Raw genomic sequence first — 15551 nt, 5'->3', positions numbered from 1 at the left:
TCCGCACTGTGTACGCCTGTCGGCGTACCCGGGTGCGCTCCTCAGTCGTCACCCTCTCCCAGGAGTCCCGCGATGGCCACTCCCCTGTCCGACACCCCTCTGTCCCCGCTGAAGACCGTCGCCGTCGTCGGCCTCGGCACCATGGGGACCGGCATCGCCGAAGTCCTCGTCCGGGCCGGCCGCGACGTCGTCGGCATCGACATCAGCGAGGCCGCGGCCGTCCAGGCCGTCGCCGCCCTCGAAGCCTCCACCGACCGCGCCGTGCGGCGCGGGCGCCTGACCGAGCGGGAGCGCGCGGACGCCCTCGGCCGGCTGCGCACCTCCACCGACCTCGCGGACGCCGCCGACGCCGACCTCGTGATCGAGGTGACCCCGGAGTCGTACGAGATCAAGCAGCAGGTCTTCCGGGCGCTGGACGGCATCGTGCGGCCCGAGACGATCCTCGCGACGGGCACCAACGCGCTGTCGGTGACCCGGCTGGCCGCCGACTCCTCGCGCCCCGAGCGCGTCCTCGGCCTGCACTTCTTCAACCCGGCGCCGGCCATGAAGCTGGTCGAGGTCGTCTCCTCGGTGCTGACCGCGCCGGCCGCCGTCGCCGCCGTCACCGACCTGGCGGTGGAGCTGGGCAAGGAGCCGGTCGCGGTCGGGGACCGGCCTGGGTTCGTCGCCGACGGGCTGCTGTTCGGCTATCTGAACCAGGCCGCCGCGATGTACGAGGCCAAGTACGCCTCCCGCGAGGACATCGACGCGGCCATGAAGCTCGGCTGCGGCCTGCCGATGGGCCCGCTAGCGCTGCTCGACCTGATCGGCGTGGACACCGCGCGCACGGTCCTGGAGGCCATGTACGCCGAGTCGCACGACCGGCTGCACGCCCCCGCGCCCATCCTCAAGCAGCTCAGCGAGGCGGGCCTGACCGGGCGGAAGTCCGGCCGGGGCTTCTACTCCTACGACGCCCCCGGCGGGGCAACCGTCGTGCGGGACGCGCTGACCCCGCCGGAGGACGTCCGGTCCGCCCCGGGCCGCAGCGTCCGCTCGGTGGGCGTCGCGGGGTCCGGGACGATGGCCTCGGGTATCGCGGAGGTCTTCGCGAAGGCCGGCTACACGGTCGTCCTCGCGGCCCGCAGCGAGGAGAAGGCGCAGGCCGCGAAGGCCCGGATCGGCAAGTCGCTGTCGCGCTCGGTCGACAAGGGCCGGCTGACGGCCGAGGCGGCGGCGCGGACCCTGGAGCGGATCACCCCGACCGGCAGCTACGACGACTTCGCCGACGTCGATCTGGCGCTGGAGGCGGTCGCCGAGGACCTGGAGGTCAAGCAGCAGCTGTTCGGCGTCTTCGACAAGGTCTGCAAGCCGGGCGCGATCCTCGCCACCACCACCTCCTCGCTGCCCGTCGTGGCCTGCGCCCGGGCGACCTCGCGTCCCGGGGACGTGATCGGGATGCACTTCTTCAACCCGGCCCCGGCGATGAAGCTCGTCGAGGTCGTCCGGACGGTGCTGACCGCGGACGACGTGCACGCCACCGTGCGCGAGGTCTGCGCGGCGATCCGCAAGCACCCGGTGGACTGCGGCGACCGCGCCGGCTTCATCGTGAACGCGCTGCTGTTCCCGTACCTCAACAACGCGATCAAGATGGTGCAGGAGCACTACGCCTCGCTGGACGACATCGACGCGGCGATGAAGCTCGGCGGCGGCTATCCGATGGGCCCCTTCGAACTGCTCGACGTGGTCGGGCTCGACGTCTCGCTGGCCATCGAGAAGGTCCTGCACCGCGAGTTCCGCGACCCCGGACTCGCCCCCGCGCCGCTGCTGGAGCATCTGGTGGCCGCGGGCTGCCTCGGCCGCAAGACGGGCCGCGGTTTCCGCGAATATGCCCGCCGCTGAGCGTCCGGGCGACCCGTTCGGGGCGGACGCCGACTGGGGCGGACTGCTCGAACCCGGCAAAGTCCCCTCGCCCGTCCCGGGCGGGGGGATTCCCGGGCATGCGCGCTCTCCCGCACCCATGCAGTACGTTCGGGTCATGTCCCAGCCCGCCAAGTCCTCACGTACCCCCGCCACGGCCGACGCTCCGCCGGAGAGCGCCGCGGGCAGCCGCGCGGCGGCCCAACGGCTCAAGATGCGCCGGGAACTGGCGGCGGCGGCCATGGAGCTGTTCGCGACCAAGGGGTACGAGGCGACCACCGTCGACGAGATCGCCGCCCAGGCCGGGGTGGCCCGGCGCACCTTCTTCCGCCACTTCCGCTCCAAGGAAGAGGCGATCTTCCCCGACCACGACGACACCCTGATCCGGGCCGAGGCGGTGCTCAACGCGGCGCCGGCACACGAGCATCCGCTCGACACCGTGTGCCGCGGCATCAAGGAAGTCATGCGGATGTACGCGGCGCAGCCGGAGATCTCCGTCTCCCGCTACAAGCTGACCCGCGAGGTGCCGACGCTGCGCGAGGCGGAGATCGCCTCCGTGGCCCGCTACGAGCGGCTCTTCACGCGCTACCTTCTCGGCCACTTCGACGAGCACGCGCACGACGACGACGCCAACGACGATCCGCTGCTCGCGGAGGTGGCCGCCTCGGCCGTCGTCACGGCGCACAACCACGTGCTGCGCAGATGGCTGCGGGCGGGCGGCCAGGGCGATGTGGAGTCGCAGCTCGACCACGCCTTCGCGATCGTCCGCAGGACCTTCGGCACGGGCATCGGCGCGGGACGGGAGACCGCGCCGCGGCAGGCCGCCTCCTCGGCGTTCACCGAGGGGGACGTGCTGGTGACGGTGGCGCGGGTGGACGCGCCGCTGGACCAGGTGATGCGCACCATCGAGCAGGCGCTCAAGGAACGCTCCTAGCCGACTCCCCGCACCTCCTGGGCCGGCTCCTCGCACCTCCCGGGCCGGCTCCTCGCACCTCCCGGGCCGGCTCCTCGTACCTCCTGGGCGGGCACCTCGCGCATCCTGGGCGGGCACCTCGCGCATCCTGGGCCGGCTTTTCACACGCCTTCGGCGGGCCCCTCGCACACCTTCGGCGGTACCGCTCGTCCGCAGTGGCCGGACGGGTTGATTCGACACCGGACGGGCTCCTTTTGAGCGCGTCCGGTGTTTTTATGCCCTGATCTGATCGATCATCGCTCACGTGTTACGTAAAGATTTCATCTGAGCGCAACTTCTGGCACTGCGTGCCTTGTCAGGTGACACGGCGTGCCATACGTTGAAGGAGTCCGGGCGGCCGGCGTGCAGAGACCCTTCGTACGCCGGCTGTCCCCGCAAGCCGACGGCCTGCGCGCCCGGACGCCTGCGTCACAGGCACCCTCGCGCCCACCAAGCGCTGCCCAGCACCACCTCCGCCGGACCGACGGCACACCCTCACCCTCAGCAGCAGCACCGACGTACCCCTCAGCGTTCCCCTCGGAACGCTCATCGCCGGAGGCACCACGTGAAGGAAATCCTGGACGCGATCCAGTCGCGGACGGCCACGTCCGACGACTTCGCCGCTCTTCCGCTCCCCGAGTCCTACCGCGCGATCACCGTGCACAAGGACGAGACGGAGATGTTCGCGGGGCTCGGCACCCGCGACAAGGACCCCCGCAAGTCGATCCACCTGGACGACGTGCCGGTGCCGGAGCTCGGCCCCGGCGAGGCCCTGGTGGCCGTCATGGCGTCTTCCGTGAACTACAACTCGGTCTGGACCTCGATCTTCGAGCCGGTCTCGACCTTCAGCTTCCTGGAGCGCTACGGGCGGCTCAGCGAGCTGACCAAGCGCCACGACCTGCCGTACCACATCATCGGCTCGGACCTCGCGGGCGTCGTGCTGCGCACCGGCCCGGGCGTGAACTCCTGGAAGCCCGGCGACGAGGTCGTCGCGCACTGTCTCTCGGTCGAGCTGGAGTCCTCGGACGGCCACAACGACACGATGCTCGACCCGGAGCAGCGCATCTGGGGCTTCGAGACGAACTTCGGCGGTCTCGCCGAGATCGCGCTCGTCAAGTCCAACCAGCTCATGCCGAAGCCCGACCACCTGAGCTGGGAGGAGGCCGCCGCCCCCGGTCTGGTCAACTCCACCGCGTACCGGCAGCTCGTCTCCCGCAACGGCGCCGGCATGAAGCAGGGCGACAACGTCCTCATCTGGGGTGCCAGCGGCGGACTCGGCTCCTACGCCACCCAGTTCGCGCTGGCCGGCGGCGCCAACCCGATCTGCGTCGTGAGCAGCCCGCAGAAGGCCGACATCTGCCGCGCCATGGGCGCCGAGGCGATCATCGACCGCAACGCCGAGGGCTACCGGTTCTGGAAGGACGAGACCACCCAGGACCCGAAGGAGTGGAAGCGCTTCGGCAAGCGCATCCGCGAGTTCACCGGCGGCGAGGACATCGACATCGTCTTCGAGCACCCCGGGCGGGAGACCTTCGGCGCGAGCGTCTACGTCACCCGCAAGGGCGGCACCATCACCACCTGCGCCTCGACCTCGGGCTACATGCACGAGTACGACAACCGCTACCTGTGGATGTCGCTCAAGCGGATCATCGGCTCGCACTTCGCGAACTACCGCGAGGCCTGGGAGGCCAACCGGCTCGTCGCCAAGGGCAAGATCCACCCCACGCTCTCCAAGGTCTACTCCCTGGAGGACACCGGGCAGGCCGCCTACGACGTGCACCGCAACCTGCACCAGGGCAAGGTCGGCGTGCTCGCGCTGGCCCCCCAGGAGGGCCTGGGCGTGCGCGACGAGGAGAAGCGCGCCAAGCACATCGACGCCATCAACCGCTTCCGGAACGTCTGAGGTCCGCCATGACCGAGCGTCAGCCAGCCCCGGCGAGGGCGGAGAAGGACCGGCCGTGGCTCATGCGCACGTACGCCGGGCACTCCACCGCCGAGGCGTCCAACGAGTTGTACCGCCGCAACCTCGCCAAGGGGCAGACGGGCCTGTCCGTGGCCTTCGACCTGCCCACCCAGACCGGCTACGACCCCGACCACATCCTCGCCCGCGGCGAGGTCGGCCGGGTCGGGGTCCCGGTCTCGCACGTCGGTGACATGCGCCGGCTGTTCCAGGACATCCCGCTGGAGCAGATGAACACCTCGATGACCATCAACGCCACCGCCATGTGGCTGCTGGCGCTCTATCAGGTCGTCGCCGAGGAGCAGGGTGCCGACATCACCAAGCTCCAGGGCACCACCCAGAACGACATCGTGAAGGAGTACCTGTCGCGGGGCACCCACGTGTTCCCGCCGGTGCCCTCCCTCCGTCTCACGACGGACATGATCACGTACACGGTGAACCACATCCCCAAGTGGAACCCGATCAACATCTGCAGCTACCACCTCCAGGAGGCGGGCGCCACACCGGTCCAGGAGATCGCGTACGCGATGTCCACCGCGATCGCCGTCCTGGACGCGGTGTTCGCGTCCGGGCAGATCGCCGAGGACCGCAAGGGCGACGTGGTGGCCCGCATCTCCTTCTTCGTGAACGCGGGCGTGCGCTTCATCGAGGAGATGTGCAAGATGCGGGCGTTCGGCCGCATCTGGGACAAGATCACCCGCGAGCGGTACGCCATCGAGAACCCCAAGCAGCGCCGCTTCCGCTACGGCGTCCAGGTCAACTCCCTCGGGCTGACCGAGGCGCAGCCGGAGAACAACGTCCAGCGGATCGTGCTGGAGATGCTGGCCGTGACGCTCTCCAAGGACGCCCGTGCCCGCGCGGTCCAACTGCCCGCCTGGAACGAGGCGCTGGGCCTGCCCCGGCCGTGGGACCAGCAGTGGTCGCTGCGCATCCAGCAGGTCCTGGCGCACGAGAGCGACCTGCTGGAGTACGAGGACATCTTCGAGGGCTCGCACGTCATCGAGGCCAAGGTGGCGGCCCTCGTCGAGGAGTCGCTCGCCGAGATGGACCGGATCGAGGAGATGGGCGGCGCGATGGCCGCCGTCGAGTCGGGCTACCTCAAGTCGCAGCTCGTCTCCTCGCACGCCGAGCGGCGCGGCCGGATCGAGTCCGGCCAGGAGAAGATCGTCGGCGTCAACATCTACGAGTCGACCGAGCCGAACCCGCTCACGGCCGACCTGGACGCGGCGATCCAGACGGTCGACCCGGCCGTCGAGGCCCGGGTCGTCGCCGCGCTCCGGACGTGGCGGGACACGCGTTACCAGCCGCCCTTCAACCACCCGCGCCCGTGCAAGGCGCTGGAGCGGCTGAAGGAGGCCGCCAAGGGCACGGACAACCTCATGGAGGCCACCCTGGAGTGCGCCCGCGCCGGTGTCACGACCGGCGAGTGGGCCGGGGCCCTGCGCGAGGTGTTCGGCGAGTTCCGCGCCCCCACCGGCGTCTCGTCCGCGCCCGTGGCGGTCAGCGCCGGGGAGGGCACCGGACTCGCCCTGGTCCGCCGCAAGGTGGAGCTGACGGCCCGGGACCTCGGGGTGGGCAAGCTCCGCTTCCTGGTCGGCAAGCCGGGGCTGGACGGGCACTCCAACGGAGCCGAGCAGATCGCCGTGCGCGCCCGTGACGCCGGGTTCGAGGTGGTCTACCAGGGCATCCGGCTCACCCCGGACCAGATCGTGGACGCGGCCGTCGACGAGGACGTGCACGCCGTGGGCCTGTCCATCCTGTCCGGCTCGCACGCCCAGCTGGTGCCGGACGTGCTGGAGAAGCTGCGCAAGGCCGGCGCCGCCGACATCCCGGTGATCGCGGGCGGGATCATCCCGAACGCCGACGCCGAACAACTGCGTGCCGCGGGAGTGGCCGCCGTCTTCACCCCGAAGGACTTCGACATCACCGGAATCATCGGCCGTATCGTCGACGAGATCCGCAAAGCGAACCAGCTCGGCCCCCTGGAGGTCCCCGCATGACACCGCCCGTCAACCGTCTGCGTCCGCGCCGTTCCTGTCTCGCGGTACCGGGCAGCAACCCGCGCTTCCTGGAGAAGGCGCAGGGGCTCCCCGCGGACCAGGTCTTCCTGGACCTGGAGGACGCGTGCGCGCCGCTGGCCAAGCCGGACGCCCGGCACACCATCGTCAAGTTCCTCAACGAGGGCGACTGGACCGGCAAGACGCGGGTCGTGCGCGTCAACGACTGGACCACCGAGTGGACCTACCGGGACGTCGTCACCGTCGTGGAGGGCGCCGGGCAGAACCTCGACTGCATCATGCTGCCGAAGGTCCAGGACGCCCAGCAGGTGGTGGCGCTCGACCTGCTGCTGACGCAGATCGAGAAGACGATGGGCTTCGAGGTCGGCAAGATCGGCATCGAGGCGCAGATCGAGAACGCGCAGGGCCTCAACAACGTCAACGCGATCGCGCAGGCCTCCCCGCGCATCGAGACGATCATCTTCGGCCCGGCCGACTTCATGGCGTCGATCAACATGAAGTCGCTGGTGGTCGGCGAACAGCCGCCCGGCTACCCGGCGGACGCCTACCACTACATCCTGATGAAGATCCTGATGGCCGCCCGCGCCAACAACCTCCAGGCGATCGACGGCCCCTACCTCCAGATCCGCAACGTCGAGGGCTACCGCGAGGTCGCCCGGCGCGCCGCGGCCCTCGGTTTCGACGGCAAGTGGGTGCTGCACCCGGGCCAGGTCGAGGCGTCCAACGAGATCTTCTCGCCCTCGCAGGAGGACTACGACCACGCCGAGCTGATCCTGGACGCGTACGACTACTACACGTCCGAGGCGGGCGGCAAGAGGGGCTCCGCGATGCTCGGCGACGAGATGATCGACGAGGCCAGCCGCAAGATGGCCCTGGTCGTCTCGGGCAAGGGCCGGGCCGCCGGCATGCGGCGCACGTCCAGCTTCGAAGCACCGGAGGCCTGAGCACCATGCAGTTCGGACGCACCTACGAGGAGTTCGAGGTCGGCGCGGTCTACAAGCACTGGCCCGGCAAGACGGTCACCGAGTACGACGACCACCTGTTCTGCCTGCTGACCATGAACCACCACCCGCTCCACATGGACGGCAACTACGCCGAGAAGACGACCGACTTCGGCAAGAACGTCGTCGTGGGGAACTACATCTACTCGCTGCTGCTGGGCATGTCCGTGCCGGACGTGTCGGGCAAGGCGATCGCCAACCTGGAGGTCGAGTCGCTCAAGCACGTGGCGCCGACCTTCCACGGCGACACCATCTACGGCGAGACGACGGTCCTCGACAAGACGCCCTCCCGGTCCAAGTCGGACCGCGGGGTCGTGTACGTCGAGACGAAGGGCTACAAGCAGGACGGCACGCTGGTCTGTGTCTTCCGCCGCAAGGTGATGGTCCCCACCGAGACGTACATCAAGGAACGCGGCGGCGAGCAGCCCGGCCGCCCCCAGCTCAAGGAGCAGGAGAAGTAGCCATGGCGCGACTCGCCCAGACCGCCGGTCTCACGGACGTCCAGCGGGAGATCCTCTCCACCGTCCGGGACTTCGTCGACAAGGAGATCATTCCGGTCGCGACCGAGCTGGAGCACCGCGACGAGTATCCGCAGGACATCGTGGACGGCCTGAAGGAACTCGGCCTGTTCGGCCTGATGATCCCGGAGGAGTACGGCGGTCTCGGCGAGTCCCTCCTGACGTACGCGCTGTGCGTCGAGGAGATCGCGCGTGGCTGGATGTCCGTCTCGGGCATCATCAACACGCACTTCATCGTGGCGTACATGCTCAAGCAGCACGGCACGCGGGAGCAGAAGGATCACTTCCTGCCGCGGATGGCGCTCGGCGAGGTGCGCGGGGCGTTCTCGATGTCGGAGCCGGCGCTCGGCTCGGACGTGTCGGCGATCTCCTCGAAGGCGGTGCGGGACGGGGACGAGTACGTCCTGAACGGCCAGAAGATGTGGCTGACGAACGGCGGTTCCTCGACGCTGGTGGCCGTTCTGGTCCGAAGTGACGAAGGACACCCCGAGGGCACGGCCCCGCACAAGTCGATGACGACCTTCCTGGTGGAGAAGGAGCCCGGTTTCGGCGAGGTCCGTCCCGGTCTCACCATCCCGGGGAAGATCGACAAGATGGGCTACAAGGGGGTCGACACCACCGAGCTGATCATGGACGGACTGCGCATTCCGGCCGATCGGGTGCTCGGCGGCACCACGGGCCGAGGGTTTTACCAAATGATGGACGGAGTCGAGGTCGGCCGGGTCAACGTCGCGGCCCGTGGCTGCGGTGTCGCCCAGCGTGCTTTCGAGCTGGGTGTCTCCTATGCCCAGCAACGCCACACTTTCGGCAAGCCGATCGCCCAGCACCAGGCGATCCAGTTCAAGCTGGCCGAGATGGCTACCAAGGTCGAGGCCGCCCATGCGATGATGGTGAACGCGGCTCGCAAAAAGGACTCCGGGGAACGAAACGACCTCGAAGCAGGGATGGCGAAGTACCTCGCCTCCGAGTACTGCAAGGAGGTCGTGGAGGATGCTTTCCGGATCCACGGCGGCTACGGCTTCTCCAAGGAGTACGAGATCGAGCGCCTCTACCGGGAGGCCCCGATGCTGTTGATCGGTGAAGGTACCGCCGAAATCCAGAAAATGATCATCGGGCGCAGGCTGCTCGAAGAGTATCGACTCCAGGGTTAGATGTCCTGGTTCGGGGTGTTTTCTTCGCGAAGAAGATCACACCCCGTCAACACTCTTCAGCCGCCGACTCCGCTTCCTGGCTTGCCCAGTTGTGGTCCGCGCCCGGTACGATCGCGGGAAAGCCGCCGTCCCCCGTAAGAGCGCGGCATCATCCGCTACGAAGGTCATCCATGCCCCACAGCCAAACCTCTGCACCTCGCGACAGCCGGACCGGCGTCCGCCTCGCGCGCGGAGCATCGCCGTGGCTCCTCCCGACCGTCGCCACCGCAGCACTCAGCCTGGCCCGTTCGCGCCGCTCCGGCGCCGCCCGGGCCGTGGCCGTACCCGCCACCGCGCTCGCGGCCGGGATGCTGTGGTTCTTCCGCGACCCCGAGCGCGAGATCGCTCAGGGCCGGGTCATCTCGCCCGCCGACGGTGTGGTGCAGAGCATCATGCCGTGGAAGGACGGACGCACCCGCGTCGCGATCTTCATGAGCCCGCTCAACGTCCACGTCAACCGCGCGCCCCTCGCGGGCACGGTGACCTCGGTCGAGCACATCCCCGGTGGGTTCGTTCCGGCGTTCAACAAGGAGAGCGAGAACAACGAACGTGTCGTCTGGCACTTCGACACCGAGCTGGGCGACATCGAGATGATCCAGATCGCCGGCGCGGTGGCCCGTCGCATCGTCCCGTACATCCCGCAGGGCACGAAGGTCGAGCAGGGCGAGCGGATCGGTCTCATCCGTTTCGGTTCGCGCGTCGACATCTACCTCCCCGAGGGTGTCGAGGCCGATGTGGAGGTCGGTCAGAAGACCGTGGCTGGGGTGACTCGAATTGACCGTGGTTGATCCTGAGACACAGGCCGGCTGGGTCCCGGAGGCCGACGACATCGACGACGAGGAGGAGATGCCTCTCTCGCTCCGTCTGTCGATAGCGGACACGCTCACCCTCGGCAACGCCACGTGCGGCTTCATGGCGGTGTACTTCACCACCACCGGCATCCTGATCCCGCACCTCACCGGCAGCCAGGAGACGGGCATGGGGCGCAACAGCGCCGCCACGGCCGTCATCCTCATGCTCTGCGCGGCGGTCTTCGACCTCTTCGACGGTCTGGTCGCCCGCAAGCTGCGCTCCTCCCCCATGGGCGCCGAGCTGGACAACCTGTCGGACCTGATCAGCTTCGGCCTCGCGCCGGCGTACTTCGTGCTGGTCTACGGCATGGTCGCGGACGACGCCCACCAGCGGGTCGCGGCGGTCGGCGGCATCGTGGTGCTGCTGGCGGTGGTGCTGAGACTGGCGCGGTTCTCCTGTGTGACGGTCAAGGACGGCACGTTCCAGGGCATGCCCTCGCCGTTCGGCGCCCTCACCGTCGTCTCCATCGTGCTGCTCGAGCTGCCGTTCGTCGCCACGCTCATGGCGATCATCGGCACCGCCTGGCTGATGGTGAGCCGGGTCGAGTACCCGAAGCCCCGGGGCCGCCTCGCGGTCGCGATGCTCTCCTGGATCGTCCTCTCGATGGGTCTGCTGGCCGCGTGGGCGTTCGACGCCCCGAGCGGTCAGCTCCTGCTCCAGACCGGCTGTGCGCTGCAGCTCGTCATGGGCGCGGTCATCCCGCTGTTCGCCACGGCCCGCCGGGTGAACAACTTCCGCGACAACCGCCGCGAGGCACGGGCCGCTCAGCTCCCGTAACCCGCGTACGTCGTCACGAGGGCCCCGGACCGGATGGTCCGGGGCCCTCGTGCGTGCGGGGCGGGGCGCGCGCGGGGGCGGTCAGCCGCCGGGGGTGTATCCCTGGGCGGCGGCGGACGCCCCGGCCTCGCGGACGACCTTCATGCCGCCCACGGCGCTCTTGTCGGGCCGCAGGATGACGCTCTCCTTGGAGGAGGCCGCCTCGGGGTCGCTGAAGTCCTGGGTGATGCCGAAGCCGGGGTCGAACGCGTCGATGGTCAGCAGCGCCTTGTCGACGCCCTCGCGGGTGAGGTCCTTGGTGGCGCAGGCCTTCTTCAGGGCCTCGCCGAACGCCGAGGCGGCGGTCCAGCCGGCCACCACGCCGTTGTCGAGACTGTCCTTGGGGTAGGCGGCCCGGTAGTCCGCGACCAGCTTCTTCGCCTGCGGGGTGTCGGCGCCGATCGGCAGGGCCGGCGAGGCGACGTAGTAGTTCGCCTCCAGCGCCGGGGCGGCCGGGGTGGCGAGGAGCTGCGGGGCGTACGCCGAGTTGTTGCCGATGACCGGGACGCCGAACCCGCCCGCCGCCGCGACCCCGACGAGCGAGGCCGCCTGCCGGGGGCCCGCGCTGATCACGATGGCCTTGACCTTGGCCTTCTTCAGGGCGACGACCTGCCCGGTCATGTCGTTGTCGGTCGGCTTGATCTTCTGCTCGACGACCTTGAGGCCGGCCTCCTTCGCCATGTACCGGGAGCCGGCCAGGGCGTTCTCGCCGTAGTCGCCCTCGAAGTACACGTGCCCGATCGTGTCGCCCTTCCTGAGCCCCTTCTCCTTCATCAGGAAGTCGATGGCGTTGATCGTCTCGATGTCGTACGTGGAGCCGATCACCCTGATGTAGGGGCTGCCCAGCAGCGTCGCCGACCAGGCCTGCGGCAGCACGAGCGCCTTGTCCTGGCCGTCGACGCGCTGCTTGACGGCGGCGACGAAGGGGGAGCCGATGAACTGGGTGAAGCCGAGCACCTTCGGTGCCAGCTCGGTGTAGCCGGCGACGGCCTTCTGCGGGTCGTAGCCGTGGTCGCGGACGGTCAGGGCCAGCTTGTAGCCGCAGATCCCGCCATCGGCGTTGGTCTGCTTCGCGTAGAGCTGCTGGGCCTGGGTGACGCTCTTGCCGAGGGTCGCGTACACGCCGGTCATGTCGGTGAGCACGCCGAGGCTGATCGTCTTCCCGGAGATCCCCTCCCCGGTCTTCACGCCGCCGGCGGCGGCCTTGTCCCCGCCGTCGTCCTTGGCCTTGGAACTGCAGCCGGCCAGCACGAGCAGTGCGGCCAGCGCCCCGGCGGCCATCCTGGCCGTGTGTGTCGTTCTCATCGTTCCTCCCCTGCTGTGGCCCCGGGACGGGGCCGGACGCGGAGCCGGGCGGCCACCCTGACCAGGCCGCCCGGCAGAAAGAGCACCACCGCCACGACAGCGGCGCCGTACAGGTACCGGGCCGCCTCACCGGGCGCGACCCCGCCGGTGCCCGGGTCGGAGACCAGCGGCAGCGTGTCGCTGTAGCGGGTGAGGAGCTGGGGCAGCAGCGACACGAAGACGGCGCCCACCACCGCCCCGGAGACCGAGCCGAGTCCGCCGATGACGATCATGGCGAGGTATTCGAGCGAGAGCGTGATCCCGAAGTAGTCGGGCACGGTCCGCTGGAAGACCAGGGCGAGCAGCACCCCGGCCAGTCCCGCGTACATCGAGGACAGGACGAACACGGCGGCGCGGTAGCGGGCGACGGGCACGCCGAGCACCCCGGCCGCGATCCGGTGGTCGCGGATCGCGTTCATGGCCCGCCCGGGACGGCCGCGCAGCACCCCGCGGGCGAACAGCCCGCAGCCGAGGAGCAGTACCAGACCGGCGTACCAGAGCTTCTCCGCCGACCCGAACGGCACCGCGGCGACGACGACCTCGCGCTCGTCGAAGGTGAGCCCGAACACGCTCAGCGGCGGCACGTCCCGCCCGTTGAAGCCGCCGGTCAGACCGGTCGCGTTGAACAGGACGTGCTGTCCGATGAAGATCAGGGCGAGGGTCGCGATACCGAGGTAGGCGCCGCGCAGCCGGCCCGCGATCGGGCTGAACACTCCGCCGGCGATCCCGGAGACGGCCACGGCGAGCACGGCCGCGAGCCAGGTCGGCAGGCCGAGGCCGATGAGCCCGCCGCCCCCGTCGGCGGCGAAGACGCAGTAGCCGTAGGCGCCGACCGCGAGGAAGAAGGCGTGGCCCATGGAGAGCTGGCCGGTGGCGCCGGTGAGCAGGTTCAGGCCGATCGCGCCGATCGCCGCGGCCATCGCGAACAGTCCCGCCTGGAGCCAGAAGCGGTCGAGGTAGAAGGGCAGGGCGAGCAGCGGCAGGCCGCCCGCGGCCCACAGCACGGGCCGGGCGCCGGGCCGCCGGACGGTCTTGCGGGAGACGGTCTTCGGCGTGCTGCTCGCCTCGTCGCGGGTGAGGACCTCAGACACGGGCGGGCTCCCTCGTACCGAACAGCCCGGAGGGCCGGATGAGCAGGATCGCGACCATCACCAGATAGGGCGCGAGGTCGCCGAGGCCGCGCCCGAGGAAGCTCAGGTCGCTCTGGTAGCCGGTGGCCAGCGACTCGGTGAGCCCGACGAGGAGGCCGCCGACGAGCGCGCCGGTGGTCGAGTCGAGGCCGCCGAGGATCGCCGCGGGGAACGCCTTGAGCGCGGCGAGCGAGGTGGCGCGTTCCAGTCCGGGGGTCGGGAAGACGGTCAGGAACAGCGCGGCGACGGCGGCGAGAGCGCCCGCGACCGCCCAGGCCCCGAGCGAGACCCGCCCGAGCCGGACGCCCATCAGGGCCGCGGTCTCCGGGCTCTCCGCGGCGGCCCGCATGGCCACGCCCCAGGAGGTGAAGCGGAACGCGAGCAGGAACGCCGTGATGAGCAGGGCCGCGGTGACGAACGCGGCGATCCGGGTGTGCGCGAGGGAGACCGGTCCGACGGTCAGCACGGCGTTGCCCCAGGGGTCGCCCATCGCGAGGACGTCGGTGCCGATCCGGCGGGTCAGTTCGGTGGTGAGCAGGATGTCGACGCCGATGGTGACGATGGCGAGGACGCTCTGGTCGGTGCCCCGGTAGCGCCGCATCACCAGGAACTCGACGGCGGCGCCGACCACGGCCGCGCCCGCGACCCCGGCGAGCAGGGCGGGCCAGAAGCCGATGTCGTCGTGGAGCGTCGCGGTGACGTAGCCGCCCGCGAGGAGCAGGGAGGCGTGCGCGAAGTTCACGACCTCGGTGGCCCGGAAGATGACGACGAAGCCGAGGGCGATCAGGGCGTACACGGAGCCCATGGACAGGCCGTTGAGCAGGAGTTCGACAAAGGTGCTCATGACGCGGCCTCCTCCGGCTCGGCCCGCTCGCCCAGATAGGCCCGCACCACCGCCGGGTCGTTCTGTACGTCGGCGGGGGCGCCGCCTGCGATACGGCGCCCGAAGTCCAGTACGGTCACCGCGTCCGCGAGCCGCATCACCACCCCCATGTCGTGTTCCACCAGGACGATCGAGATGCCGAGGCTGTCGCGGACCCCGGCGACGACCGCGGCGGTACGGCGCCGTTCGTCGGCGGTCATACCGGCGACGGGTTCGTCCAGGAGCAGCACGCGCGGTTCCATGCACAGGGCGCGGGCCAGCTCGGCGAGTTTCTGCTGCCCGTAGGGCAGGGAGCCGGCGGGCCGGTCGAGCTGTTCCGCGAGCCCGACGAACGCGGCGATCTCGCGGACGCGTTCGCGGTGCCGCCGGTCCTCGCGGGCGGCGGCGGGCAGCCGCAGTCCGGCGGCGAGGAACCCGGTGCGGGTCAGCCGGTGCCGGCCGAGCAGCAGGCAGTCCTCGACGGTGGCGTGCGGCGGCAGGGCGAGGTTCTGGAAGATGCGGGCCACGCCGAGACCGGCGATGCGGTGCGGTGGCAGCCCGGTGAGTTCCCGGTCCCCGAGCCGGACCGAACCGGCGGCGGGCCGGCAGACCCCGGACAGCACGTTGAAGCAGGTCGACTTGCCGGCGCCGTTGGGCCCGATCAGCGCGTGCACGGTACCGGGCCGGACGGTGAAACTCACGCCGTCGAGCGCGGTCAGCCCGGCGAACCGGACGGTCACGTCGCTGACCTCAAGGGGCGGGATGCCGTCGGGCCGGGCGTCGGGGGTGGCTGAGGTGGCCGGGGATTCTGCGGTGGCGGGGGTGTCTGGGGTGGCCGGGGTGCCCGAGGCATTCGGGGTGGCCGGGGAGTCCGGGGTGGCCCGGGTGTCCGGGCTGGTCGGGGTGGCCGGGGTGCCCGAGGCATTCGGGGTGGCCGGGGAGTCCGGGGTGGCACCGGTCGTGTGGCCGGGTCCGGCCGCTTTGGTGGTCCGCTTCATGTCGTGCGGGTCCG

At 70.2% G+C, this 15551-nt stretch carries 13 protein-coding genes; 9 read left to right on the top strand and 4 right to left on the bottom strand.

Annotated elements, in window-relative coordinates:
* Positions 1-72: 72 nt before the first annotated feature.
* The 9 genes from AB0912_RS28425 to pssA all read left to right on the top strand — a co-directional run bounded on the left by AB0912_RS28425 (position 73) and on the right by pssA (position 11164).
* Positions 73-1878 carry a 3-hydroxybutyryl-CoA dehydrogenase gene (locus AB0912_RS28425; RefSeq protein ID WP_366704708.1) on the top strand — a complete coding sequence of 602 codons (1806 nt, stop codon included), beginning with the start codon at positions 73-75 and terminating at the stop codon, positions 1876-1878.
* A gap of 136 nt (positions 1879-2014) precedes the next feature.
* A complete protein-coding gene (locus AB0912_RS28420; protein WP_366704706.1) occupies positions 2015-2830 on the top strand; it encodes a TetR family transcriptional regulator in 816 nt (271 codons plus the stop codon).
* A gap of 583 nt (positions 2831-3413) precedes the next feature.
* The gene (ccrA, locus tag AB0912_RS28415) at positions 3414-4751 is read left to right on the top strand and encodes a crotonyl-CoA carboxylase/reductase (RefSeq protein ID WP_366704703.1); all 1338 of its coding nucleotides are present in this window, start codon (positions 3414-3416) and stop codon (positions 4749-4751) included.
* 8 nt (positions 4752-4759) lie between these two features.
* Positions 4760-6808, top strand: a complete 2049-nt coding sequence (locus AB0912_RS28410; RefSeq protein ID WP_366704701.1) for a protein meaA — start codon at positions 4760-4762, stop codon at positions 6806-6808.
* Positions 6805-7770 (top strand): CoA ester lyase, encoded by a 966-nt coding sequence (locus tag AB0912_RS28405; protein ID WP_366704699.1) that lies wholly within the window; start codon positions 6805-6807, stop codon positions 7768-7770. Before AB0912_RS28410 ends, AB0912_RS28405 begins: the two co-directional genes overlap by 4 nt.
* A 5-nt stretch (positions 7771-7775) precedes the next feature.
* The gene (locus tag AB0912_RS28400) at positions 7776-8288 is read left to right on the top strand and encodes a MaoC family dehydratase (protein ID WP_366704697.1); all 513 of its coding nucleotides are present in this window, start codon (positions 7776-7778) and stop codon (positions 8286-8288) included.
* Between the two features lie 2 nt (positions 8289-8290).
* Positions 8291-9496, top strand: coding sequence for an acyl-CoA dehydrogenase family protein (locus AB0912_RS28395; protein WP_366704695.1), 1206 nt, complete (start codon positions 8291-8293; stop codon positions 9494-9496).
* Positions 9497-9666: 170 nt separating this feature from the next.
* On the top strand, positions 9667-10323 hold the full coding sequence (locus AB0912_RS28390) for a phosphatidylserine decarboxylase (protein WP_366704693.1): 657 nt from the start codon (positions 9667-9669) through the stop codon (positions 10321-10323).
* A gap of 58 nt (positions 10324-10381) precedes the next feature.
* Positions 10382-11164, top strand: coding sequence for a CDP-diacylglycerol--serine O-phosphatidyltransferase (gene pssA / locus AB0912_RS28385; protein WP_366704746.1), 783 nt, complete (start codon positions 10382-10384; stop codon positions 11162-11164).
* 81 nt (positions 11165-11245) lie between these two features.
* Here pssA and AB0912_RS28380 read toward each other — a convergent pair whose 3' ends face one another.
* From AB0912_RS28380 to AB0912_RS28365, 4 genes are all read right to left on the bottom strand, one after another.
* Positions 11246-12508 carry an ABC transporter substrate-binding protein gene (locus AB0912_RS28380; protein ID WP_366704691.1) on the bottom strand — a complete coding sequence of 421 codons (1263 nt, stop codon included), beginning with the start codon at positions 12506-12508 and terminating at the stop codon, positions 11246-11248.
* Complete coding sequence (locus tag AB0912_RS28375) at positions 12505-13551, bottom strand: branched-chain amino acid ABC transporter permease (protein ID WP_366704744.1); 1047 nt, start codon at positions 13549-13551, stop codon at positions 12505-12507. Before AB0912_RS28375 ends, AB0912_RS28380 begins: the two co-directional genes overlap by 4 nt.
* A gap of 79 nt (positions 13552-13630) precedes the next feature.
* Entirely contained in the window at positions 13631-14521 is an 891-nt protein-coding gene (locus tag AB0912_RS28370; protein ID WP_366704689.1) for a branched-chain amino acid ABC transporter permease, read from the bottom strand.
* On the bottom strand, positions 14518-15303 hold the full coding sequence (locus AB0912_RS28365; protein ID WP_366704742.1) for an ABC transporter ATP-binding protein: 786 nt from the start codon (positions 15301-15303) through the stop codon (positions 14518-14520). Before AB0912_RS28365 ends, AB0912_RS28370 begins: the two co-directional genes overlap by 4 nt.
* Positions 15304-15551 lie beyond the last annotated feature (248 nt).

Origin of the sequence: Streptomyces sp. NPDC007084 (assembly GCF_040703595.1) — a bacterium.
In the GTDB taxonomy this organism is placed as follows: Bacteria; Actinomycetota; Actinomycetes; order Streptomycetales; family Streptomycetaceae; genus Streptomyces.
Note: the sequence above shows the minus strand (reverse complement) of the source record. Positions and strands in the feature narration are given on the sequence as shown.

What these genes read in the sequence shown, in the direction of transcription:
- AB0912_RS28405 (WP_366704699.1), top strand. Translation starts at nt 6,805, where the DNA reads ATGACACCGCCCGTCAACCGTCTGCGTCCGCGCCGTTCCTGTCTCGCG.
- AB0912_RS28425 (WP_366704708.1), top strand. Translation starts at nt 73, where the DNA reads ATGGCCACTCCCCTGTCCGACACCCCTCTGTCCCCGCTGAAGACCGTC.
- AB0912_RS28370 (WP_366704689.1), bottom strand. Translation starts at nt 14,521, where the DNA reads ATGAGCACCTTTGTCGAACTCCTGCTCAACGGCCTGTCCATGGGCTCC.
- AB0912_RS28420 (WP_366704706.1), top strand. Translation starts at nt 2,015, where the DNA reads ATGTCCCAGCCCGCCAAGTCCTCACGTACCCCCGCCACGGCCGACGCT.
- AB0912_RS28400 (WP_366704697.1), top strand. Translation starts at nt 7,776, where the DNA reads ATGCAGTTCGGACGCACCTACGAGGAGTTCGAGGTCGGCGCGGTCTAC.
- AB0912_RS28395 (WP_366704695.1), top strand. Translation starts at nt 8,291, where the DNA reads ATGGCGCGACTCGCCCAGACCGCCGGTCTCACGGACGTCCAGCGGGAG.
- pssA (WP_366704746.1), top strand. Translation starts at nt 10,382, where the DNA reads ATGCCTCTCTCGCTCCGTCTGTCGATAGCGGACACGCTCACCCTCGGC.
- AB0912_RS28410 (WP_366704701.1), top strand. Translation starts at nt 4,760, where the DNA reads ATGACCGAGCGTCAGCCAGCCCCGGCGAGGGCGGAGAAGGACCGGCCG.
- AB0912_RS28380 (WP_366704691.1), bottom strand. Translation starts at nt 12,508, where the DNA reads ATGAGAACGACACACACGGCCAGGATGGCCGCCGGGGCGCTGGCCGCA.
- AB0912_RS28390 (WP_366704693.1), top strand. Translation starts at nt 9,667, where the DNA reads ATGCCCCACAGCCAAACCTCTGCACCTCGCGACAGCCGGACCGGCGTC.